This window comes from Dysgonomonas sp. ZJ279, from assembly GCF_011039205.1.
Lineage (GTDB): Bacteria > Bacteroidota > Bacteroidia > Bacteroidales > Dysgonomonadaceae > Dysgonomonas.
Genome location: NZ_JAAKEL010000005.1, coordinates 14,383 through 37,845, shown reverse-complemented (window position 1 = coordinate 37,845; position 23,463 = coordinate 14,383). Strand labels below are relative to the sequence as shown.

At 39.6% G+C, this 23,463-nt stretch carries 18 protein-coding genes; 9 read left to right on the top strand and 9 right to left on the bottom strand.

The genetic code is table 11. From position 1 onward, the window contains the following. Positions 1 to 108 precede the first annotated feature (108 nt). Entirely contained in the window at positions 109 to 801 is a 693-nt protein-coding gene (locus tag G7Y57_RS08150; RefSeq protein WP_165022129.1) for a hypothetical protein, read from the top strand. A gap of 402 nt (positions 802 to 1,203) precedes the next feature. Here G7Y57_RS08150 and G7Y57_RS08145 read toward each other — a convergent pair whose 3' ends face one another. The 4 genes from G7Y57_RS08145 to G7Y57_RS08130 all read right to left on the bottom strand — a co-directional run bounded on the left by G7Y57_RS08145 (position 1,204) and on the right by G7Y57_RS08130 (position 5,120). Then, entirely contained in the window at positions 1,204 to 1,680 is a 477-nt protein-coding gene (locus tag G7Y57_RS08145) for an energy transducer TonB (protein WP_165022126.1), read from the bottom strand. Positions 1,681 to 1,800: 120 nt separating this feature from the next. Then, on the bottom strand, positions 1,801 to 3,258 hold the full coding sequence (locus tag G7Y57_RS08140; protein ID WP_165022122.1) for a hypothetical protein: 1,458 nt from the start codon (positions 3,256 to 3,258) through the stop codon (positions 1,801 to 1,803). 555 nt (positions 3,259 to 3,813) lie between these two features. Beyond that, positions 3,814 to 4,281: a BON domain-containing protein gene (locus G7Y57_RS08135; protein WP_165022118.1), complete on the bottom strand. Its 468-nt coding sequence runs from the start codon at positions 4,279 to 4,281 to the stop codon at positions 3,814 to 3,816. 179 nt (positions 4,282 to 4,460) lie between these two features. Continuing rightward, positions 4,461 to 5,120 carry a hypothetical protein gene (locus G7Y57_RS08130; RefSeq protein ID WP_165022115.1) on the bottom strand — a complete coding sequence of 220 codons (660 nt, stop codon included), beginning with the start codon at positions 5,118 to 5,120 and terminating at the stop codon, positions 4,461 to 4,463. Between the two features lie 852 nt (positions 5,121 to 5,972). Here G7Y57_RS08130 and G7Y57_RS08125 point away from each other — a divergent pair. The 4 genes from G7Y57_RS08125 to G7Y57_RS08110 all read left to right on the top strand — a co-directional run bounded on the left by G7Y57_RS08125 (position 5,973) and on the right by G7Y57_RS08110 (position 10,423). Continuing rightward, a complete protein-coding gene (locus tag G7Y57_RS08125; RefSeq protein WP_165022112.1) occupies positions 5,973 to 6,521 on the top strand; it encodes a hypothetical protein in 549 nt (182 codons plus the stop codon). Then, positions 6,518 to 6,973 carry a hypothetical protein gene (locus tag G7Y57_RS08120; RefSeq protein ID WP_255491377.1) on the top strand — a complete coding sequence of 152 codons (456 nt, stop codon included), beginning with the start codon at positions 6,518 to 6,520 and terminating at the stop codon, positions 6,971 to 6,973. Before G7Y57_RS08125 ends, G7Y57_RS08120 begins: the two co-directional genes overlap by 4 nt. A gap of 86 nt (positions 6,974 to 7,059) precedes the next feature. Beyond that, positions 7,060 to 8,706 carry a hypothetical protein gene (locus G7Y57_RS08115; RefSeq protein WP_165022109.1) on the top strand — a complete coding sequence of 549 codons (1,647 nt, stop codon included), beginning with the start codon at positions 7,060 to 7,062 and terminating at the stop codon, positions 8,704 to 8,706. A 529-nt stretch (positions 8,707 to 9,235) separates the two neighbouring features. Beyond that, the gene (locus tag G7Y57_RS08110; protein WP_165022106.1) at positions 9,236 to 10,423 is read left to right on the top strand and encodes a DUF418 domain-containing protein; all 1,188 of its coding nucleotides are present in this window, start codon (positions 9,236 to 9,238) and stop codon (positions 10,421 to 10,423) included. Positions 10,424 to 10,683: 260 nt separating this feature from the next. On the opposite strand, the gene G7Y57_RS08105 is transcribed toward G7Y57_RS08110, so the two are convergent. Together G7Y57_RS08105 and G7Y57_RS08100 are read right to left on the bottom strand one after the other, a co-directional pair. Beyond that, complete coding sequence (locus G7Y57_RS08105) at positions 10,684 to 11,382, bottom strand: outer membrane beta-barrel protein (protein ID WP_165022103.1); 699 nt, start codon at positions 11,380 to 11,382, stop codon at positions 10,684 to 10,686. A gap of 294 nt (positions 11,383 to 11,676) precedes the next feature. Next, complete coding sequence (locus G7Y57_RS08100; RefSeq protein WP_165022100.1) at positions 11,677 to 14,028, bottom strand: TonB-dependent receptor; 2,352 nt, start codon at positions 14,026 to 14,028, stop codon at positions 11,677 to 11,679. A 114-nt stretch (positions 14,029 to 14,142) separates the two neighbouring features. Here G7Y57_RS08100 and G7Y57_RS08095 point away from each other — a divergent pair, with 114 nt between their 5' ends. After that, the gene (locus G7Y57_RS08095; RefSeq protein WP_165022097.1) at positions 14,143 to 14,856 is read left to right on the top strand and encodes a LuxR C-terminal-related transcriptional regulator; all 714 of its coding nucleotides are present in this window, start codon (positions 14,143 to 14,145) and stop codon (positions 14,854 to 14,856) included. A gap of 173 nt (positions 14,857 to 15,029) precedes the next feature. Here G7Y57_RS08095 and G7Y57_RS08090 read toward each other — a convergent pair whose 3' ends face one another. Both G7Y57_RS08090 and G7Y57_RS08085 read right to left on the bottom strand, forming a co-directional pair. Beyond that, a complete protein-coding gene (locus tag G7Y57_RS08090; protein ID WP_165022094.1) occupies positions 15,030 to 16,031 on the bottom strand; it encodes a sensor histidine kinase in 1,002 nt (333 codons plus the stop codon). 9 nt (positions 16,032 to 16,040) lie between these two features. After that, the gene (locus tag G7Y57_RS08085) at positions 16,041 to 16,814 is read right to left on the bottom strand and encodes a LytR/AlgR family response regulator transcription factor (RefSeq protein WP_165022091.1); all 774 of its coding nucleotides are present in this window, start codon (positions 16,812 to 16,814) and stop codon (positions 16,041 to 16,043) included. A gap of 171 nt (positions 16,815 to 16,985) precedes the next feature. Here G7Y57_RS08085 and G7Y57_RS08080 point away from each other — a divergent pair, with 171 nt between their 5' ends. From G7Y57_RS08080 to G7Y57_RS08070, 3 genes are all read left to right on the top strand, one after another. Then, complete coding sequence (locus G7Y57_RS08080; protein ID WP_165022088.1) at positions 16,986 to 18,155, top strand: PBSX family phage terminase large subunit; 1,170 nt, start codon at positions 16,986 to 16,988, stop codon at positions 18,153 to 18,155. 482 nt (positions 18,156 to 18,637) lie between these two features. Then, positions 18,638 to 19,825: a DUF5009 domain-containing protein gene (locus tag G7Y57_RS08075; RefSeq protein ID WP_165022085.1), complete on the top strand. Its 1,188-nt coding sequence runs from the start codon at positions 18,638 to 18,640 to the stop codon at positions 19,823 to 19,825. A gap of 234 nt (positions 19,826 to 20,059) precedes the next feature. Further along, positions 20,060 to 22,783, top strand: a complete 2,724-nt coding sequence (locus G7Y57_RS08070; RefSeq protein ID WP_165022082.1) for a hypothetical protein — start codon at positions 20,060 to 20,062, stop codon at positions 22,781 to 22,783. A gap of 37 nt (positions 22,784 to 22,820) precedes the next feature. Here G7Y57_RS08070 and G7Y57_RS08065 read toward each other — a convergent pair whose 3' ends face one another. Further along, entirely contained in the window at positions 22,821 to 23,282 is a 462-nt protein-coding gene (locus G7Y57_RS08065; protein WP_165022079.1) for a hypothetical protein, read from the bottom strand. Positions 23,283 to 23,463 lie beyond the last annotated feature (181 nt).

Sequence of the window (23,463 nt, the reverse complement as noted above, 5' to 3'; positions counted from 1 at the left end):
GCGAGTAAATGTATAGAAAATTCCTCTATTAAAGAGTATGATTCACACATTAACTCTATTTTAACGAAATAAATACTTCTTTATCTATATTAATAAAACAAAGAAAATATGGTAAAGTTCGAATTGGGTGATATAACAATGCATATTCCAAATGCATGGAGTGATATTAAACTGGCAGACTATGAGCAATGGTTCAATAGTAAGCCGGAAAATAAAATGGAGTATATTCAGTTTGTAAGCGACATTTGCAAGATAGACAAAGAGCTGTTACTGCATTCGCCAACTCAGCTTTTCGATATGGTAGCTAACACCATAGACTTTGTATTCGATACCGACGTAAACCCATCGGGTAAAACAATTATAAACGGAACAAATTATTTCGTTACGCTTTCAGACAAACTTACCTTAGCCGAATGGGTAGATATAGAAAGCACGCTGGAGAGTGACAGCATGACCAAAATATCGGAGATACTGGCTATTGTGTGCCGACCTGCCGGCGAAAGCTATGATGCTCAGACAATAGATCGGAGAAAGGAGTTGTTCAGAAATCTGACCTGCGAAAAAGTTCTGCCACTGATCGCTTTTTTTTTGCGCAAAAAGCAAGAATCAGAAGCGATTTCGAACCATTATTCAATGGTTCTGGCTCAAGCAGACCAGTTTCTAAAGGATTCCAGAACTTTTGTTCAAAATGGGGATGGTATAAAACGATTGCCGATCTGGCAGAGGATAAGATATACTTATTTGACGAAATCACTCGAAAAACAGTTGTCGAAGTTTTCGGATTTTTACTCTATCGGATAGACAAAGCTCGTGCCGAAGATGATCAATACAAATTTGAAAAACAAATAAGAAGATAAATTTATCACTTGTTATCAATTACTTATAAAAGTGTAGCAGAACTAGGTCTTGCTAAGTTTTTTTTATTGAGAACTAAGTATTATCTTTATGAGTATTAAACACACTATATATCTAAACACTACTAACACACATATCACAATTCTGATATTGATACATTGAGTGAAAAAAGAGGCGGTGTCGTAAGTAAAATAATACCGTCAACTGGTTAGTCTCTTTGTCATTCTGAACGAAGTGAAGAATCCAAACTCTTGATTTGGAGATTCTTCACTTCGTTCAGGATGACAGAATGACACGAAAAATCGCTTATGTCACACCCTCATTTAGCTTATCTATATAACCGTGTTTTCAGTCAGCGACACCGGTGTCTTTTGCAGGAAGACGAAAAGGAACTATGAGCGTATAATACACAGGAACCGCCACTCCGTTTTGCGAGCCGGGTGTCCACCGAGGCATCGATTCTACAATGCGAACAGCCTCTTCGTCGCAACCGTGGCCAATACCTCTAAGCACCGTAATATCTGTCAGATCTCCATCTCTGGTTACAACAAAACGTATTACTATACGACCTTGCACACCTTCCTTTAATGCTTCTTCGGGATAAACGAGATTCGTGTGAATAAATTCTACCATAGCCATTTCTGCACCCACGAAGGAGGGCATTTGCTCTACAAATACAAAAGGTTTTTCTTCCTTACTTTCTTCGTTACTATCTTCTTCGCACTGTATTTCTAGCGCTTTATTTATTATTATTTCATTTTGTGCATTCAGATTAATAGCGAGTGTTGTAAGTAGGATCAACAGTGTAGTTTTGAATATTCTCATTCGGTTAATTATTATGTATTAAGACTCCAAAAGTAAGTATTAAGATAAGATTGGGCAAGTATGACAAAACAAAAAGGCGAAACTTGTACAGTTGCGCCTTTATGCCTTTTTATAAACAATCTATGCTTTAACGCATCTCACACTCGATCCAAGTGCTTTCCTGTTAACATCTATTCCTGTATTAATAATCTGAAGGTAAGTACCGTGATTAACTATACCAAAATAGCAAGACGCATCTTTGTATGAGTGAGAGGCTGTCCAATAAAAACCCTTCTCGCCAATAGGTACCGTCCCATCAAATTGTCTGCCGACGAGATTTGCATCATTAGAACGCCCTCCCGACAGAGGATACAAGCCCAGCTTGTCGGAAAAGTCGAAAGCACTTCCCGCCTTACCTTCGACTACCACTAATGTAACATCCGATTCTTGCAAACCTTCCCAAGGGCTTCGACCGTCGGCCGAAACAAAAGGAATACGCCACCCCGCAGGGCATGGATCGAAATCGCCTTTACTTTGCGACATTTGCCCCCAGAAATCGGCATCCTCATTGTTGTAGAGATAATTATTTCCGATAAACCAACTGTTATATCCTATATATTGCAAAGGGTCGGTAATCGAGTTCTGTAAGTTTTCGTCAGGATTTTCGTTTGTCGTGGTACGAGTAATATCGGTTTTCACTCCATATAAAATAGTTTCGGGCGCAGAGGTGGAAGTCGACGGATTGTCTAATCCCGACGAACGGGGAAAAGGGTCTTTCCTCCCCCACTCGTAAGTGTTACCCAAGGTTAAAAAGCCATCGGCAGGATTGTTGCTCAAAGCTCCCAGATTGCGATCCATAAATATATTTGTATCCGTTCCATTGCTGTAAGTATATACCTGACCTTCATTATCGGGATCGTAGCCTGTAACCCAGATATGCCAGCTCCAACGGACAATACCTCCGACGCGTACAGCAACAACTGCATTACCGCCCAATTGGTCGTTCGTCTTGTTATGAGTAATTCTGATTACCGAAGTGCGCCCATTATCGCCATTCGGAAGGGATATATCTACTAAGCCCGAAGCATCAGACCAATAGACTTCGGCTGTTACCTGCCCTGTCAAAGTCTGATTACCCAACATGCTATATTTTTCCCACATGTCGTATGCTTTAGTTACCGGAATTTCAAGGCTTTTTCCCAATGGTAGTATAAATGCATTCGAATTGGCATCCGATGGTGTTGTCACGGGATTGGTCGACGACTCTGTAAATAGCAACCGTTCCCATATAGCGCCATCCCATACATATATACCTTTAGACAGTCCATTATCTTCGGTCTGATTGTACACAACCAGACCAGCATGTGCTTCTTTAGCTATTGGCGAGGCATTTGTTACACAAGGGGCAAGATCATCGACGGCGACCAGATTCACTCGTGGCAACCCCAAGCCTTTGGTGGTTTCTCCATCTTGTTTGAGTTCCAGTAAAGCACCTTCGACAGGCGCAATGGCAGAACCGATTGTTACCTGAGCACTAAGCCCGATTGCATGGAAAAAGAGGATATTCGTTAATAGTTTGGTTAGATAATTTATATTCATAATTACAATTCATTGAATAGTTAACATGTGAAAATGTGGCAATTAAATACTAGTTCCAAGACATTCCGTCTTGAAAAAGGAGGGTTATATATACAGCATTTGTATATATTAATACGTAATGATCTTTTATCTCTATAAAATCATTCCTGTATATAATAAAATATATTCAGCCTATTCTTCTAATAAAAAGGAGGGTCAACATCCAAATTCTCGCCCGATGAGTTGGCGATTAAATTTACTATGTGCGAACTAGAATGCATATGTCATATGGATTTCAAGATGAACATTTTAAATTATTTTCATTAACAGAGCATAATCTATGCATTAATAATAAAAATATAAAATAATTTAAGTTTTTTTTCAATACTATATGATTTATTTAAAATACAACGTAAGCTTATAACAATAAGTGATTCAGCATGATTCACTATAAATTGCTTTGCGTGCAACACACACTATATATCTGAAAGCAAACTGATTAAAAACAAGAAAAGCGAACCCTTAGATTCGCTTTTACATACATATAATAAAAGAATGTGTACAAAGTTGGACAGTCTACTTCATATCGTTTATTACTTTCTTAGTTTTGATACCTTTTACTACGTCCAAAACTTTTTTCTGATCGGCTTTCGAAACTTTTCCCGAAAGGGTTACTTCTTCGTCTTTCACCTCCACCCACACATCTTTAAATCCGGCATCGCCAAGTGCTACTGAAATAGCTGTTTTAAGCGACTCGTCGGGACTCACTGCTGCCACAGGCTCTACTACCTCGATCTCGTTAACCACCGATTTCACATTTTTCACTCCTTTTGCCAATTCTTCGGCGCCAACTCTTGCTTCTTCCGAGTCTACAGTACCCGATAGGGCTACAATACTGTTACGAACCGAGCATGAAACACCTGGGTAACGGGACAACAACGCATTTCTTACTTGACCTTGTGTCACCGCATCGTCGGGACTACAAGAGTTAAATGTAAGACCTGTAAACATTAAAACTGCACAAATAAATAAGAACTTCTTCATAGCTTCTGAAATTTAGGTAAGACTTTATCGTCTAGTTGTATAACATATAGTGATTAGTATTTGTTTACATGTTTTAAAACAATAAAACAATTTCTCGTAATTCGTTGTCATTAATATACTTCCAAGAAAATTGGACGTGTTTAGAAATAAGTTTTATTTGATTAACTATCTTCTTTGAATCACTCTTTTTTCAATTCCTTTAGTTCTTCTCTCAATTCATCATATTTTTTTTCCAATTGGATGGTATACAAAGTCAGTTCTTCTATTTTTTGTAAAAGTTTTGCTTGCATCTCTCCTACACTGATTCCGTTTTCTATTACTTCTTTTTCGGATGGAACACCGGAAAGATGTTTATGCTCGTTTATATGGTTCTCAACTTCTCTCAAACTAGGTAATTTGTATTCTCTATCAAACACAAAATCCGGCCATCCTGTGGCTTCTATTTTAATTTCTTTTGCCCGAATAGTGCCGTTCACCTCCAGTTTTGAAGTAGGTTTCTCTGTTCCCATTCCTATATTTCCATCATTAAGGATAACAAATTGGGGTTTACCTGCTGTGAAGAACTTCATACCTCTATAGGAACTTAACCAAAATGTGTACCCACTACCAACATTACTCCATGAATCTTCGCCCCATCTTAGAGCGTAGTGTCCCATTTTCTGATTATCGTATGTAAAATAATGACTAGGAGCCGCTCCTATTAATTTGTGTCCACTCACATTTATATCGCCTCCTACACTTAAATCACCCGTAGTACTGTTATTCCCTGTAGCATTCCACTGCGCATAAGAGCTAATTGTGCACAACACAAAAAATAGAATTATAAAAAAAACCTTCATAGTATTAAAATATTTTAAATTAATTCTACAAATATAAAAAAGGTTAATCACAAGGAACAAATTAAGGATATTATTTTCCGCTTGGCAAACCTTTATTCCCTTCATTATTTCATCGTACAAGCGTGGTATGAAACATATTCCTTTTGTTTGATGTCTAGCATAAATTTAAAGCCTTCTGGTTGTTCATTCAAAACTTCAAAAATCCAAATGAATTCCTCTCTAAGATATATAATATCAGTGGCATTATACTTAATTTTTTGATATTTTTGTTAAAAATATTTGTACTACTCAATCTTGATTTATTCGATTTAGCTTCTAACCTAACATAAGCTTGAAACAAGAAAAGGCTTTATGACATATTGATTCGCTCTATCATCCCTATTTTTCTCTCTGTCATCCCGAAACGTAGTGAGGAATCTGCTCAGCCTCCCCAACCCCTCCCAAGGCAGCCCCCTAATCCCCCTAGGGGGACTAAATGCTCGCTGCTGTCATCCCGATACGCAGTGAGGGATCTGTTCTGAAATAAGCTAATAGCTACTGGCTTAACATCAAGAGACAGTAGATCCCTCACTACGTTTCGGGATGACAGAGAGTGATTAACTCATAACATATCATTCATAATTTATAATTATTCCAAACTCTCTTTGTATTCCTCCCCTTGGGGGAGGTTAGGAGGGGCTTTCAGTTCGGAATGACAGGGAGGGAAAAGAGAGGTTGTTGGGAGTATATAAATGTATAAGTATAATAAGATATTCACCCCATTCCAGCACCTTATAATAGATGAGGCATCCCGAATTTACAATGCCTTTTCCACTTATTTATCTATCTAATAAAACTTATAATCAAAAAGATATGATAAACAATATCGTAGACATTTTTCGCAAACAGGCTAGTCAGCATCGTAGCATCAAGGCTTTTTATTACAATCGGAATTACGAATTAGGCAGCGGAAAAGAACAGCATCCGCTTTTCTGGCTCGAAGATCCTATCGGTGGTCGTAACCAGAATAACACTTTTACCAATTCGGTCAATTTCGCTGTACTTTTTATTCCCGACCAAGAGAGAACGATCACAGAACTTCAGAATCTGGCATTTTCGACAGGGCTGAATATTATCGAACGCATAAAACAAGACGAAACATCTGCAATCGGCATCAAGCCCGACTGGACATATACCACCCTGCGCAACTATTACGACGACAATGCTTGCGGATGTCGTTTCTCGGTGAATTTTGTACAGGTAAATATGCAAAACCTTTGTCTGATTGAAGATCAGTTTGATGAGAATAAAGGTATTGAAAAGGAAGCGGCTCTTAATAATTCAAGTATGAAGTTGCCCGACAACTGCGAGGTATTCGCCAATAAATTCCCCGAATTTAATATCAGAACGTCTAAGAAATGAACAACGAAATAGTAAAAGTAATAGAAGCTATTGCCGGCGAAATAGTGAACCTCGCTCGACTTGTTCTCGAAGATAATACGATTGACTTAAAAGACAGTTCTTTGAGCGAAAGTATAAAAGTGGAGATAAAAAGTATGGGTGAGCCGGTAGTAATTGAAGCCCTCTTTGCAAACTACATCGGCTATCTGGAGCAGGGGCGACGTCCGCACCAAGGCAAGCAGCCTCCGACAGACGAGTTGCACAACTGGGCTTTGTCGCGAGGAATACCCACCGACAACAGCACCCTATTCCTCATCAGCAGGGCAATATGGCGCGATGGTTACGAAGGACGCCCCATCCTTGCCACGCTCGAAGAAGAACTGAACAAGAAATTTGAAGATGAATGGTTCGATCAACTATTTGAGGCAACAATCGAAGAGCTGAGGTCACAGACCTTTTTATTGTCCGTCTGAGTATAACAATTATCGATAGTTATAACTTTAAGATGTAACATTAAATACGTTCTTCTACTCAATTAATATTTTAATAAATAAAAGACATGGGTATTTTCACACAAAATATAGCGAAAGAAAGCAAATCGCCGACTAAAGTTTCATTGGCTAATAATCCGAATTACGTACAATTCGAAAGTACGGGCGAAGTATCGAATCTTCCGATTGGAAATAAAAATAAGCTGATCGATATTAGCCTGACTATTCTGTCTACATCGCTGGATGCGGATAAATGTTTTATACCGATCACAGAAGAAGCGACAGAGACAGATCACTCGATAAAAGCGACCAGAAACAGGAACGAAGTAAATAACAATACATTTTTTCTCGATAGTTCTGCTTCCACCACAGCCGAAAACATAAGATACTGCCTGATGAAAGATTCATTTTTCAATGGCAATTTCGATATTACAGTTCCGCCTATTGCTGCGGGTTCAAATGTTATAAACGGCTCTACAATACGAATCGTATCGAAACGAATCGGCTCAACATCAGGCATAAGGTTAACTGATTTGAATAACCTTTTTATTCGCTTTACCGACAATTCTACCACACCTCCTGCCAACGATAGCATTAGCGGTAGTTTGGACGATCCGAGCAATTGCGAAATAGAAATCGATATCTATCAGGATACGAATGTATTTTTGGGTGTAGCCGACAAAACTACATTGGGCACGCCTGTGGTCAGTTTGGCAAAAGCCTATTTTAACAATCCTATCTGGTTTGATATCAATAGCATCTGGGGGAATCAGCAAAAATACAGCAATTCATTTCTTCATACCGACACTTGGTGCGATGCAGGCACAGCTACCGATTATAGGTTCGTAGCAAAGCGTAGCGATGGCAAAAACCGAGAATCCTTTTACATATCGGATGTGCTTTATACCCTATCGGGATACAACAGAAACCTCGACAATGCCGATTTAACCGATTATGTATATGATACAACAAAGAAAAACAACGTAAAGTCACTTACCCGTCAGCCGATTCTGCCCCATGTGAAAGGGCAAAGCCAGTATTTCAACTTCGTACTGTCCGACCCCGATCGCAACAATATTACGAATGAATACAATATGGGTATTCGCTACGAACTGAAAACCCAATCGGGCAGCAATCTGGGATATCTTGTATCGAATATGCAGAACAGAAAGAAGTTTAGTATAGTGAATACCATCAGACTCGATATAGACAATCTACTGGAAACGCATGCCCAACGCGAGAAGATAGGCATTGTAGAAGTCTATTTATCTAAAGACGGCAATAAGAGCAGCGAACCGCTTACATTCAATATATTACCCGAATCGCTGTATAAGGTAAATGACTTTGCATTCCTCAATTCGATGGGCGGATGGAGCTCGTTCAATTTTTCGGGAACAGAGGAAACCGATTTCAGAACAAGTACCAACACGCTGTACAAGACACAGACACCTGCTTATTCTATCAGCAGCGATATAGAATCGGTTTACACGAAAGAGGTAAGCGAACAATTTATTGTACAAACCATGCCAATAAAAGCACATATAGCCGAGTGGCTCAAAGAGTTGAGTGCTTCGCCTGCCGTATATGAACTGTCGACCAAGCGATACGTAATTGTGGACGAACTGAATATAAAGCCAAACAGCAAAGACGACCTTTTCACGTTACAGATGAAATATCATTACTCCGATTCGTATAATGGGAGCGTGAAAGGATAAATAAAACGCCGATGAACAGGAAAAGACTGAACAACAAATAGTTAAAAAACAGATTTTGAGGCGTTATATAGACGCCATTTAGATTCTTTTGTATATCTTTATACTTAACTATTGTAAACTCGAAATTAGACTTCCAAGTTTAATACAAAGGCTACAAGATTACACCAAAACTCAACTCACTTTCTTTTATTTCACAAAACATAGTAGCCAGATTATCGCGCTGCGTATACTCCATGCGAGTATAACGTTTGCGAAGAAAAAGGATAGTCTCTATAAATAGAGAGAAGTACGGATAGTGATGTCTGTACTTTTTTTGTTTATACTACCCCGAATATTATTAAAAGAATCCGTGATGCTTTTGGGCAATATAAGTTTTTTAAGTTGTTCATATTCTTGCTGTTTACTTTGCTAATCAATTGTATCAGCCACATTTTATTATTTATTGAACAGTATTTTTAGGAATCATAAAAGGTTTATAATAAATTTACACCTCAAATAAATATGTTAACCTTTTAAATTCTAAGAAGACATGCACTCATCAACTACGCTGACCAGTAATAATCGCATAGAAATAGCGGATGTATTACGTGGTTTTGCTGTAATGGGAATTACCCTTATTCATTTTATCGAACGGTTCAGCCTCAACAGCTTCCCCGAAGAAACCAGCAACTTTCTGTTATTTACGGACAGGGTAATCTGGGACAGTATATTTTTCACCTTTTCCGGTAAAGCCTACTGCATTTTCGCATTGCTTTTCGGATTCAGTTTCTTCATTCAGGACAACTCACAAAAAGAAAAAGGAAAAGATTTTAGTGGACGGTTTGCCTGGCGATTGGTGTTACTTTTTGTAATAGCATGCGTCAATTCGACTTTGTTTCCCGGCGAAATACTGATACTCTATGCATTGCTTGGTTATGTAATGATTGCAGTTTGTCGTTTTTCGACCCGCACAATCGCTATTATAGCAGTTATTCTTTTATTACAGCCTCTCGAATGGGGACAAATAATTTATGCACTCATCAACCCCGAATACGTTCCTATTGCTGACTTCGATGCTCCATACTGGGAAATAGTCAATACAGCTCAGAAAGAAGGTTCTTTCCTCGAACTGTGCAAAACTACCATCTGGACGGGCAATGTTGCTAATATGGGCTGGATGCTATTACATGGAAGGGTTACTCAAACCGCAGGACTGTTTATGCTAGGTATGATAATAGGGCGCAGCAATGTATTACCCTATTCAGAGAAAAATATAAAACTTTGGGTTAAAGTGTTCATCATAGTCACTATATCCTTTTTCCCGATTTATGGCTTGGTAGCTCTGCTTCCCGACTTTATAAGCAGAGAGGCACTACTTGTACCTTCTACTCTTCTACTTAAATCGCTTGCAAATCTTGCATTTACAGGAATACTGTTTGCAGGGGTAATACTTGTTTATTACCTGACAAGGCTTGGACGTGTTCTTCATCAATTAGCTCCTTACGGACGTATGAGTCTTACAAACTACCTGTCGCAGTCTTTGATCGGGGGATTCTTGTTCTACAACTGGGGGCTGGGGCTTTACCTGCATACAGGCATTACGGTATGTTTCCTGATGGGTATCGGAATGTTTCTTATTCAGTTATTCTTTAGTCGCTGGTGGCTTCGTTCGCATCGTCAAGGGCCATTAGAATGGTTATGGAAAAAAGCAACTTGGATTAAAACAGGAAAAGGGTAACCTACTGATTCATTTTACATTGCAGACGACTATTTTCATTCAAACAACCGAGTGAACGAATAAATTTATATGTTTAGCGTGAGTTCGATATAAGGGAAGGAGTAATAAATACTTCATCCGAATTTGTGATTCCGAACTGATAGCCCCTCCTAACCTCCCCCAAGGGGAGGAATGCAAAGAGGGTATACAGAGCCCCTCCTTGGGAGGGGTTGGGGAAGCGAGACAGATTCCTCACTGCGTTTCGGAATGACAGACTAAGACTAAAAGAAATAAATCGTACTCAACTTAATTACTCTATTATACAGAGGATAGTCATCGTTCACAATATTCACCAGACCATGATTATAATCGATCGTAAATTGTACATTACCAACTTCCACTCCACCCATAAGCGACAGACCGAAATCATACTTTTTAAAATCACCATACCCTATCGACAAATCTTCTTCGGGAGTATGGGCATCCTCATCGTACAGCCAAGAGGTAGATTCCAGACCGCCATAAGGACCTGCACCGACAATAAATCTGAATTTATCATTTACAGGCATCTTTCTCCCTACATGAATCGATAGTACGGTGTAATAAGCACTTATACGAGTATTCCTCCTATCGTCGTACGTAATTGCATTAGCCCCTTTGAGTCCTGCCCCTGCATACGAAAAATACAAATCGCCCTGAATCAGCAGCTTATTATAAAACATGATTTGTGCACTTACCCCAGCATCGAACGCCAAACGAAATGTTGATGAATAGTCTTGTGCCGGAATATCAGTTCCGGGTAATCGACCCAAATAACGATAATCCTCCAAGCCCTTGAATTTGGAAGCTCCAATACCAAAACGCAATCCGTAAGCAATATACTCTACGCTCGACCCTGATTGTTGGCTATAAGCATTCAAGGTAAAAGGCGATATTAATATAATAAGGAAAATTGTTTTAAAGATGTTTGCAGTTTTCATAATAGTATTGTATTAAAGTCTAAGATTAGAAATAGTGTTAAATATGAGACGTTATTGGATGATGAAAGTTTAATGCGATGATATAAAAAATAGGCACAGGCTGCAAACCTGTACCTAAGCTTCTGATAGCCTTCCCGATAGGAGGGATCTGCCAGAGGAGTATTATATTCCTCTCTGTCATCCCGAACTGAGAGCCCCTCCTAACCTCCCCTAAGGGGAGGAATACAAAGAGGGTATACAAGAGCCCCTCCTTGGGAGGGGTTGGGGAGGCTAGACAGAGTAGTCTGCATCTATTTAGAATTCGACCTTATAACTGATATTAGGAATCACGACTGCCGATTTATACAACTCGACTTCGCTCCTGCGATAGTTATAAAAATGACCGCTTGGCTCCTGATAACCATTAGCATTTATAATTTTCACGGCAAACTCGTGTGCTAATTTCTTCTTATTCATTTTATAACTTACTGTAAAGCTCGTTATCAATGCCGGATCGAATTGCTTTTCGTAGGCTCTCGACGTATCGTAAACAGCATCTTGTGCCAGTAGTGAAGCCTCTGTGTCGATCGGAGAAAAACGGTCGCCACCCTGAAACGAAGCACGAAGATTGACATTGAATATATTCTGTTTTTGTCTACCCATTTTCCATTCTTTACCGCCAAGTGCATTGAATACATAATTACGGTTCAATCGTGTGTTTCGCCAAACACCGTCGCCACCTGTGTATCGTGACTGGAATATAGATCCTGTAAGCAAATAGTAATAACCATCGGCCAGATAACGTTCTAATGTAACATCTATACCATAGTTGATACCTTTTCCTTCGCTGACAAGGGCTGTATTCAGATACCAATCCTGTTGGTTGATTATCGAAAACGAACTGTCTCTTGCCACAGGAATATCATATAGGTATTGGAAATAAGGCTCTATTTTCAGATGCGTATTTTCGGACAACGACCAATCGTAAGAGAAGACGATATGATGGGCTTTAGCAAAATCGAGTTTTTTATTTACCATCTCGTTCCCTGTTTCGGGTGTTCTTACAAAATAGTAATCGAGTTTCTCGTGTCGGCTATGCAATCCATAAGCCAACCCGATGGAATGTTTAGGCTGCATCTGCCATTTAATACCGACACGTGGTTCGAGCGTCCATTTCTCATTCAGAACGAAGTACTGGCTGTTTATACCTATATTGGCCGTAATCTCATTATTCAATCGTATTGTCGAATTGCTGAATGCCGAGAATAACATGGTGCTGCCATCGCTTTTGGCAAAGTTCTCCATCGGTAAAAACGGATTGGGAAAGCTTGGACTGATATTATAATCCAGATCGTAACTCAATCGGGTTATATTAAACCCTGTACGGCTGGTGTGCTTGGAACTGAATTTCTTGTTGATATACGAGTTGATCGACATATCCCAGTTAGTACCTTTCATATCGTTTACCCGTGTCGCGTTCTTTTGCGTGTCGAGTACATCGAGCAAAAGATGATTTTTGGTGTATGTGCCTACTAATGCCGTTTTGATAAAAGTGCTGTTGTTGAAGAAATATTTGTGGCCTATCCCACCCGATGCCATAGTCTGTCTGAAATCGGCTTTGCTGTTATCCGTCACACTCTCCCATTTGGTAGTATCCGATTCGGCGTTTTGCGAGAAACGGTCTATAAGACCTATTCCCCACACCGAGAATGTACCTGCGCTTTTGGTCGGAAAGTTTAGTTTGAATGATAAGTCCTGATAGCGCATACCTGCTGCATCGCCCAATAAGCCGGGAAACAGATCGTCTGCCAGAGCCATTGTTGCATAACGGTAGTTGAACAGATAAGAAGATTGCCCTCCTTTTTTGAAAGGCCCTTCGGAACTTACATCCACACCCAGTGTACCTACTTGCACGGTATGCTCATAGTCCCATCGGTTACCATTGCGCAACTGCATATCGAATACTCCCGAAAGGGCATTGCCATATTCGGCAGGAAAAGCTCCCGTGAAGAAGTCCGAATTGCCTAACACCTGCGAACTAAGGGCGGTAAAGATACCTCCACCCACTCCTGTAATATCCGAAAAGTGGGTAGGATTCGGTATTTCTGCACCTTCTAATCGCCATTGTAAGAATTGGGGTGAATTTCCACGTATGGCAATACCGTTGCTGTTCATGCTTCCTGCCACTCCGGCAAAAGCTGAAACCAGACGTGCGGGGTCGTCCATACCTCCTGCATAGCGGCTCGCTTCTTCTACACTAAGCATTCGTGCGCTTGTAGTAGCTGTAATATTCTGCGGTAATTGTTTATTGACCTGAGGTTCTATAACAACCTCTTTCAGTTCGTTGATATTTTCTTTAAGCGAGATTGTTATAAAGGCTTCTTTTCCCGACGAAACTACAATTTCGCGAAACACCATAGGTTCGTATCCGATAAAAGATGCCTGTATATCGTAGCGCCCTACGGGCAGTCCATCGATACTGAAATTTCCGTCGGCATCGCTCAATGCTCCTTTGGGCAAACTGCTGTTGAGTACCTGTACGGTTACCGAGACTAAAGACTCTCCCGAAGCATTGTCTACGACAACGCCTCTTATTGGTTTTCCTGTCTGAGCTGCAATAGATGTGCTTAGAAAAAGTGTAGTTAAGAATAATAGTAATGTTTTCATTTAGTAATTTGTTTTTGTTTTATCTTTGAGACAAAAGTAGACGAATGGCAAAGTGGACACAATAGTGAATTATCACTAATTTCAACTGCATTTGTAACCAGTATTTTATAGAACATGAGTGATCGGGAACCCCACAACTGGGAGAAGCACAAGCCCTATATAGAGCTATTAGCACAGGTACATAATAGTTGTGTGCTCGTTGCCGAATACGGTGTCAGGTATTTATTTCTTTCTCCAAATTTTAAAGAATTCTTCGGATACGATTCTTCTAAATTAGAAGCACCGGAAGAGTCAGGAGCGGATTATTTGGAAACACGTATTCATCCCGATGATCTGCTGGTTCTCGGCAATATCCAGAAAAGGCTGATCGATTTTATTTTCGGTCTACCTCTTGAGCAACGAACCGACTACAAGCATATTTTTGAATTCAGAGCACTGAACAAAGAGCAGCAGTACATCCGTGTTATCAGCCAGCATCAGATATTGGAAATCGGCGAAAGGAAAGATCCTCTTATCATGTTAGGTATCGTAGATTATTCGCCAAACCAATCAGACTTCGAAGATGTGCGATTCAGGCTGATGAACATTAAGACGGGAGAGGTAGTCCCATTTCCGATTGTCGAAAACTCACCGAAAAATATAACTAAGCGTGAAATCGAAATACTAAAGCTGGTGAATAATGGCATGCTTAGTAAAGAGATTTCGGATAAGTTATCGATAAGTATTCATACAGTAAATGTTCATCGTCAAAATATATTACAGAAAATGGAAGTCGCCAATGCTTTCGAGGCTGTGAATTATGCCCGCAAGCTCGGATTAATGAGCTGATGTATCTTTATCCCGAATCGATAAAAATGTCTCTGACTGATTTTAATGTAAACAGTATTTTCATTATTCTTCTGTTTTTCTACAAAAGAATGACAAATGATGAAAAGCGAAAAGCCATAAATGACGAACCGCATAATTAACCCGACAAACTGACTAATTAAAAGGATAAGATTTCACAGGTAGGAAACACGAACGATAAAACGATCGTTGGTTTTAACGACCTCAACGGTCTTATCATACAGCGCATACTGTGTTTGAAGGTTGTTTAATCCATGACCGCTTTCTTCCACATTTAGCCGTGGTTGCAGGTTGTTGACCACTTCTATATATTCGGCGGTTATATTTACATCTACGATAAGTGGGTTGCCGGCAGATACAACGTTATGCTTTATTGCATTTTCTATCAATAACTGAATGCTAACGGGAATCACCTGTTTTGGTATATCGGTATCTCCGTTTATATTGATTTTTAAAGCATTTTCGAAACGTATCAGAAGTAAATAGATATAAGATTCGAGAAAAGATATTTCGTCTTTTACCATTACGCTTTTCTGTGTATTGGTCGATAAGAAGTAGCGGTATATATTCGATAGTTTTTTGGTGTAAATATTTGCCCGCTGCGGGTCTTCGTATATTAACGATGATAATACATTCAGGCTGTTGAATAAGAAATGTGGATGTACCTGTGCTTTTAAGGTGGAGTATAGGTATTCTATTTTTTCTTTCTCTATAACTGCAATAAGTTTTTCCGATTTCAATTGACGCCTGTTGTAGAAAAACAATTCGAGTAACATGACCATAAAGACATTACCCATCACCAGCACAATGGCAGACTCGAGGTAAGTAGGATTTTTCTCGCCTATAATAACTACCCCAAGCAAGTAGTTAACTGATAGCGAGTATACTGATGCAAAAATAACTGCCAAAAATAATTCGAAAGCAACACGTATATATATATTGTCTTTATATTTAAAATATTTATTGGTAGTGTGTACCATCGAAAAACTCACAAATGCCATAATGATAACGAAAGGCAAATCCACAAGAAGTTGTATTAAAAAATCGCCTTCTTTGTAGTCTGTCATAACATTGTATATCCATTGAAACAGGAATGACATTACAAAAATAATGACTGTAAAAATAATTAAAGGACTCTTACGATCTTCCATACTCATTCTTCTGTTTTAGATAATACCATCCACCCACTTCAAAAAATCGTTGACACGCACACGGCTAACCAGCACCTTGTGAGGGCATTCGGGCTGAAAAGACAGCTTAAGGCGGCTATTGAAGTACTTGGAAATATTTCTTATCGCCTTTATATTCGTGATACAATTGCGTGAGACTCTGAAGAAAACAGTCTTATCAAGATGTTTCTCCAACTGATCGAGCGTGTAGTCTATTATATACCGCTTGTTGTCGGATGTATGCAGAAAACACACTTTGTCTTCGCTATAGAAAAAGGCAATGTTACTCACTTCGATATAAAGGAATGAATCACCTTTCTGAATGAGAAATCTGTTTTTTACCTTTTGGGGCATTAAGTTCTCCAACTGCTTATAATCGAAAGCGGCTTGCTGCGATTGATATAGTTCTTCGTACTTGGTCAGGGCTGCTGCCAAATCGGCCTCCTCTATCGGCTTCATCAGATAATCGATGCTGTTCAGCTTAAAGGCTTTTATCGCATGTTCGTCGTATGCCGTCGTGAAAATAATGGGTGTAGCGACCCTTATCTGGTTGAATATCTCGAACGAGTCTCCATCAGCCAGATGTATATCCAGCATGATAAGATCTACGGTATTGTTCCGAAGGAATAAGATCGTTTCTTCAACCGTCTTGGTCTGCCCCGATAGTACGTATTCGGGTCGTAAGAGGCTTATCATCCGCTTTAATTCTTTATACGCCAATTGCTCGTCTTCTACGATCAGGTATTTTATATTTCGATTGATTTGGGACATACTCTACTAATGATTCAGTTCAGATTCAAAGATATGGTATTATCAACTTTGTTTTTGTATGAACAGCTATTTTTCTGACCAACCTTAGAATTTGAGGTATGGAGTGTATAGCCTCTTTGCCGATTCAATATTCATCCCTTCTCCCCATTTTTATCTATACCTAAAAAGACTATGAATCTTACTTCCGTATTCCAAAAAAATATCGAAGCCTACAATGCCCGTGTCAGGTATATTGTAAATAAGGGATCGACCCGTTCGTCCAAAACTTACAGCGTTCTGCAATTGTTGGTCTTTATAGCCGACTATTCGGCAAAGCCTCTTGTTATTTCTATTGTTTCCGAATCGATGCCCCATCTCAAGAAAGGGTGCATAAGAGATTTTAAGGAAATACTTTCGGCTAAAGGTTACTGGAACGAAAACGATTGGAATGCTACCGACAAGATTTACAAGATGAGAAATTCCATCATAGAATTCTTTTCGGCTGACAATCCGAGTAAGGTGCATGGCCCGTCACGAAACATTCTTTATGTAAACGAGTGTATCAATATCGACTTCGAAACCTATCGCCAATTGGCTATCCGTACTACCGAAACAATCTTTCTGGACTGTAACCCCTACTTCGAGTTCTGGCTCGACGAGAAGGTACTGACACAAGACACCTCGACCCTTATCCATTCTACGTATCGTGACAATCAGTTTCTGACCGATGCACAAATAAAGGAAATAGAATCGAACCGCAACGACCGAGACTGGTGGCAGGTTTATGGCGAAGGGCTAACAGGTTCGCTGCGTGGAGCAGTTATCCACAATTGGGATATCGTCTCTGCCTTGCCTTCGACTTATAAGAAACGCTGGCTGGGTATCGACTTCGGGTTTACCAACGACCCGACGGCAATAGTAGACATTCGCCTTTCGGATGGTGAGCTATGGATAGATGAACTGCTTTACGAACGTGGATATGATAATATGATGATAGCCGACTTTCTGAATCGGCAGAATATCCCCCGCGACACTCCTATTATAGCCGATAGTGCCGAACCTAAATCGATACGTGAAATAGCGTCGAGAGGCTGGCGTATAGAGCCTGCACAAAAAGGAAAGGATAGTATAAATACAGGTATATCGATTCTCAACCGATACACGAAGCATATAACAGGTCGCAGCACAAATATTATAAATGAATATCGGAATTATCGCTGGCAGACCGACGAATTCGGCAATGCAAGGAATATACCTATCGACCGCTATAACCACTCGATAGATGCGCAGCGTTATGTTTGCCTGAATAAATTACTGGAGCGAAACACATCATTAAGTTACTCGGTGATAAGGGGAAAGTAGACACCCAGCAGTCTCCCCAACCCCTCCCAAGAGTAGCCCCCTAATCCCCCCAAGGGGGACTTTAGTATCCGTCTCTGTCATCCCGATACGCAGTGAGGGATCTTAGCCTCCCCAACCCCTCCCAAGGAGGGGCTCTTGTATACCCTCTCTGCATTCCTCCCCTTGGGGGAGGTTAGGAGGGGCTCTCAGTTCGGGATGACAAAGTGTGATTAACTCATAACTTATCATTCATAACTCATAATTATTCCAAACACCTTCTTTGCATTCCTCCCCTTGGGGGAGGTTAGGTAGGGCTTTCGTATCGGGATGACAGAGAAGAAAGAGGGATGAGATACAAAAAATGACAGAAACTGAACCCTCAATTGTTAATTTCAGACAAAATGTTAAGGTTAAACCCCTCGAAGTAAATATTTTTAAAAACATTTGGCTAATCGTTTATCTCTTGTTATACTTGCAGCATTAAAGAACCAAATGATCAAGCCATGACTCTTTCCCATAGCATTTCAACACCGCGAATCGCGTCCATAGACATTTTCAGGGCGATCACAATGTTCTTTATGATTTTTGTAAATGATCTATGGTCTATCACTAACGTTCCTCATTGGTTAGAACATGCTGCAGGCAATGAGGATATGTTGGGTTTCTCGGATATTGTATTTCCATCTTTCCTCTTCATACTGGGCATGTCTATCCCTTTGGCTATCGAAAAACGATTGCAGAAGAAAGATTCTAAGTTCGAGATAATTAAGCACATTGTTATACGTGCTATTGCCCTCTTGGTAATGGGACTTTTTACGGTGAATACCGAATCGGGTGTTTCGCCCGACACAGGGATGAGCCGATCTGTCTTTATCCTTCTCATGTTGCTCGGATTCTTTCTGATATGGAATGTGTACCCACGAACAGAAAATAAGACTGCAAAATATGTTTATAACGGACTAAAAATTGCAGGTGTTGCCGTTCTCCTTTTTTTACTGATTATATTCAGGGATGCAAGCGGCGAACCGTTTCAAAAACATTGGTGGGGTATATTAGGTCTTATCGGGTGGACATATCTGCTATGTGCGATTATTTATCTTTTTCTCCGTCGCAACTGGATTTACCTTATGCTTTCATGTATCGCCTTCGTTGTGCTTTGCATAGCCGGTGCTAACGGTTGGCTGGGCGGATTTAGTGGTATCATCCCGGGCGATGGTTGCTTTCATGCTTTCACGATGAGCGGTGTGCTGCTCACTCTTTTATTCAATAAGTCCGAGACTGAAATTCCCTTACGCAAAAAGCTCTTGATTGCATTCGGAGCAGGTGTAGCAATACTCCTTTTAGGCTGGTTATCACATTCGTGGTGGATTATTTCGAAACTACAAGCTACTCCTACATGGCTGTTTCTATGTTCGGGTATCTCTATATTATTCTACATATTTATCTACTGGCTGACCGACATGCAAGGTAAAGCCAATTGGTTCAATATAATCAAACCTGCTGGTACTGCCACACTGACTTGTTATCTGGTACCTTATCTGCTTTATTCTATTTTCACGCTGACAGCTTTCAGTCTGCCTGCCGAGATTCTGACTTCACCTATGGGACTGGTCAAATGCGTAATCTTTTCATTTGTGACAATAGGTATCACTGCCTTATTGGGTAAGGCGGGTGTGAAACTGAAAATATAAACCTATATCTTTTTCATTGCCACCCGAATGTTATCCCTTTTTCCCGTCTCTGTCATCCCGAAACGCAGTGAGGGATCTATTGTTATTGTCTTGTCATAAAAGAAGTAGATCCCTCACTGCGTTTCGGGATGACAGAGAGGAGCATTACGCCCCTCCTTAAGAGGAGTTAGGGAGGCTGTGAAAAGACTCCTTTTCACCATTTCCTCATATCTTTATCTATAAGATAAAACGGTTATGACAGGAATAGAACTCTACATCAATCAGCAGTTGTGCGACATCGAAAATCCGAAAGAATTCTCTGTATATCTCAAACGTCAGTTACTCAATCCTTCGGAGTTGAGCACAAAAGATGCACAACGTTCGTACGACATTACGTTGCCTGCTTCGGCTACTAACAACGCTATTTTCGGGTATATCAATACAGAAGAGGTACGGGGCAAATTCGCCCGGTTGTACGATGCCCATTTATTAGTCGGTGGTGTGAAAATATTCGATGGCAAATTCAAATTGAGCGAGATAGCCAAGACTTATTACAAAGGAAACTTAGGTATACCGGCACAGAAAACTGTGAAGGATATATTTGCTGAGAAAATGATGAACGAAGCAGGAAACTGGGAAATCGACTTTGAGGATCAGACATGGATAACAAAATATAATACGGGCGAATACGACAAAAATAAATACGGCGATATTTCACCATGCATATTCCCATTGGTACTCTACGGACTACTCCCCAAGAAGCCACTAGATGCTGAAAAAGGCATATACACAGACAAAGAACTACTGGACGAGTACGTAGATTTTAAGCGGGATAATTTCCCTCCATCGGTCAACTGCCTGAAAATGTTGGAGACAATATTTAAAAACGAAGGGTTAAATCTGGGTGGATCGGCATTCAACGACGAAAGGCTGACCAATCTCTATATGTCGTATAAGAACCCGACCGAATATGAAATGCCATGGAACTATGGAACACTGGGGCAAATGGGTATAAGGGGCGATTGGAGTAATTATGTGAAACGACCATCGCCTTTGCTAGGTACATTTGTCGAACGAAAATTCAAAAGGAATGAACCCGAAGACGGACATGCTCTTTATGCCGTCGACATGCTCAATTCTACAAATACGACTCCTCAGATATATGCAAATACGGGGAACAATATAACGACTGAGAATGGGAAAACGACAATTACGATACCTTACACAGGATTGTATAAGATTCATTTTACCTCATCGTTTACACTTCATCATCAGGCAATAAATGGAGTCTTAAATGAAAATCCAAGAATCATTGATATCGGTTCGAACTATCAAAAGAATAATGAAACGATTTACCATTATGAGAATCTTGAAGAAAGGCGCTTCGAAATAAAAGTGATGAGAGACAGATTTGACGATGATGCATTCAATCTTGAAAAAGTACAGTACGATAATGTATTTTACAGAAACAATCTAGAGCAAGACAAGTGGGAGGCAAGCAAAATACAGTATTTTCCTCAACCCGGACCACAGTCTGTAAACTTTATAGATCCCGCCCAAAATGCAAACCTGTTGTGCGGTTTTTCGTTTGGCAGCAATTACGAAAATTATAATCCTACTGAGGAAAACGGCAGATACTGTAATATAATGGCTACATCAGGAGGTCAATCATGGAGTGATACTAAAGTGCGCTCATACTCTGCTGTGGCCAGTCCTCCTTATATGGAAGCTAAATATGTAAACAATAAGTGGGAATATACAACTCATAAAGATATGTTTTATGTAAACATGATTAATAGCCGCAATGAAGTTGTAACTATGGAATGGATGATGAAACCTAAAACATGGAGCTGGGGAGAAGTAATGCAAGTCGTGAAACTGGAAAAAGGGGAGAAAATAACTGTAATCAGCAATTCCGACGAAGGTGTTCATTACAGATGGGATGGCAGAAGCAAACCCGAAGCATACAATCATGGATGGCTTCACCACTCCATCGATTATAATTTGTACATAGAGGCTTTTCAGTACAACGACGATTGGCTCAAAATAGACAACGAAGGCAAAAGCATAGAGGGTACAGTGATGGACTACAGCGAAAGCAACGATACGATAGTTAACAAACTAAATCTGATACGCTTCCTGCCATCGAATGTAAAAATAAACGATTGGATCGATAACTTTTGTAAGGCGTTCAATCTAGATTTGATACAAACCACAGGAGATACATTCGAGTTGAATACCAAACAAAAACGGATATTAAACACATCTTCAATTATTAACCTCGACAATAAAACCGATGTCAATAGCAACCGCCGCAATACCTCTTTAGGCTTACCCGCTTCATACGAACTAGGATTTAGCATCAATACAAATGAGGAGGGGTTTATAAAAAGCAAAAGTGGAGACACTGAAAACGGTGATACTGGCGGTGGATTGTACGAAACAGGTAGCCCGGAAAACAAAAGGGTCAATCAGGCATCCAACTTCTCGTACAACTGGTTTAAAACGATAAAAGATAATAGTACAGAAGAAAACTACAATCTACCCATTATCTCGGAAAAAGAACCTTGGGAACGGACAAATAGTGGGGATTATGCGGATATGTTAAACAAGAAATATTCAAATCTAGCACAACGTTTCTGGTATAAGAAAGACAACGAGATCTACCCAACGTCAATAGATGGTGGTGTGAAAATTGAAGCAGGATTAGTATCGAACGAATATAACGGAAGCAATCCGATAAAACTTCATTATAAGAATGAGGAACATTCGATTCTGGATAATTATTTTGCACTAATGGCGGATGCCGACAATCAATACACAACAGTAGAATGCTATCTGACACCCAAAGAATATAGTCGTGTTGATAATAGCTGGGTACAATTCAACAACGATCTGTACTATGTCGCAGAAATAGATGGGTACGACCCAATGAATAGAAAAAAAGCAAGCCTCAAACTAATCCGAAAATCTGTATAACAATAAAGACCGAGAAAAACTCGGTCTTTATTATTTATTATCCTTTATAGCGTTTATATATCTTCCATTCTTTATCAGCAGGAAATTGATAACGCATTAGCAATACCTCTTCCCCATTTTCAATTATAATTTTATACTCTCTTGTATGTTGAGAGACATTTCTGATATATCGGATACCATCATTATTGATTAAATATTTATCAGTTGAAAACTGACTGATATCCCATTTCTTATAAATTTTATCATAAATAGCCCAATTAATTACAAAATCTTCTGTGAAAATGAGTCTTATTTCCAAATCATCCTGTGAGTGCCAATCCCCTACTATCGGATTATAACCATCTTTTTTATAATTAGGGTCATTCGGATCGTTCCAATCTCCGTTCCATACGAAAGGTTTTTCAGGCTCGATGATAGGTTCATCCTCTTTATCATCGCCACAAGCAGTAAAGCCAAGACATAGTGTGAATAGTAGTGTAAAGTAAAATATTTTCTTCATCTTTTTCTGTTTATAAGAATGCGTAAAGATAATATATTAGGAAATACTTAACAAATGAAAGAGTTGATTGTTATACTAATATAGGAAGGGTATAAAAAAAAGAAAGTCCACAATATCACATCGTAGACTATCCAAACCTTAACACAAACTTTACAAAACTACATACTATAAACACGTCGCA

Excerpts from the sequence above, each read along its gene's own strand:
- G7Y57_RS08070 (WP_165022082.1), top strand. The coding sequence starts at position 20,060 with ATGACAGGAATAGAACTCTACATCAATCAGCAGTTGTGCGACATCGAA.
- G7Y57_RS08085 (WP_165022091.1), bottom strand. The coding sequence starts at position 16,814 with ATGTCCCAAATCAATCGAAATATAAAATACCTGATCGTAGAAGACGAG.
- G7Y57_RS08095 (WP_165022097.1), top strand. The coding sequence starts at position 14,143 with ATGAGTGATCGGGAACCCCACAACTGGGAGAAGCACAAGCCCTATATA.
- G7Y57_RS08080 (WP_165022088.1), top strand. The coding sequence starts at position 16,986 with ATGAATCTTACTTCCGTATTCCAAAAAAATATCGAAGCCTACAATGCC.
- G7Y57_RS08105 (WP_165022103.1), bottom strand. The coding sequence starts at position 11,382 with ATGAAAACTGCAAACATCTTTAAAACAATTTTCCTTATTATATTAATA.
- G7Y57_RS08130 (WP_165022115.1), bottom strand. The coding sequence starts at position 5,120 with ATGAAGGTTTTTTTTATAATTCTATTTTTTGTGTTGTGCACAATTAGC.
- G7Y57_RS08140 (WP_165022122.1), bottom strand. The coding sequence starts at position 3,258 with ATGAATATAAATTATCTAACCAAACTATTAACGAATATCCTCTTTTTC.
- G7Y57_RS08090 (WP_165022094.1), bottom strand. The coding sequence starts at position 16,031 with ATGAGTATGGAAGATCGTAAGAGTCCTTTAATTATTTTTACAGTCATT.
- G7Y57_RS08120 (WP_255491377.1), top strand. The coding sequence starts at position 6,518 with ATGAACAACGAAATAGTAAAAGTAATAGAAGCTATTGCCGGCGAAATA.
- G7Y57_RS08110 (WP_165022106.1), top strand. The coding sequence starts at position 9,236 with ATGCACTCATCAACTACGCTGACCAGTAATAATCGCATAGAAATAGCG.
- G7Y57_RS08065 (WP_165022079.1), bottom strand. The coding sequence starts at position 23,282 with ATGAAGAAAATATTTTACTTTACACTACTATTCACACTATGTCTTGGC.
- G7Y57_RS08115 (WP_165022109.1), top strand. The coding sequence starts at position 7,060 with ATGGGTATTTTCACACAAAATATAGCGAAAGAAAGCAAATCGCCGACT.
- G7Y57_RS08075 (WP_165022085.1), top strand. The coding sequence starts at position 18,638 with ATGACTCTTTCCCATAGCATTTCAACACCGCGAATCGCGTCCATAGAC.
- G7Y57_RS08125 (WP_165022112.1), top strand. The coding sequence starts at position 5,973 with ATGATAAACAATATCGTAGACATTTTTCGCAAACAGGCTAGTCAGCAT.
- G7Y57_RS08150 (WP_165022129.1), top strand. The coding sequence starts at position 109 with ATGGTAAAGTTCGAATTGGGTGATATAACAATGCATATTCCAAATGCA.
- G7Y57_RS08145 (WP_165022126.1), bottom strand. The coding sequence starts at position 1,680 with ATGAGAATATTCAAAACTACACTGTTGATCCTACTTACAACACTCGCT.
- G7Y57_RS08135 (WP_165022118.1), bottom strand. The coding sequence starts at position 4,281 with ATGAAGAAGTTCTTATTTATTTGTGCAGTTTTAATGTTTACAGGTCTT.
- G7Y57_RS08100 (WP_165022100.1), bottom strand. The coding sequence starts at position 14,028 with ATGAAAACATTACTATTATTCTTAACTACACTTTTTCTAAGCACATCT.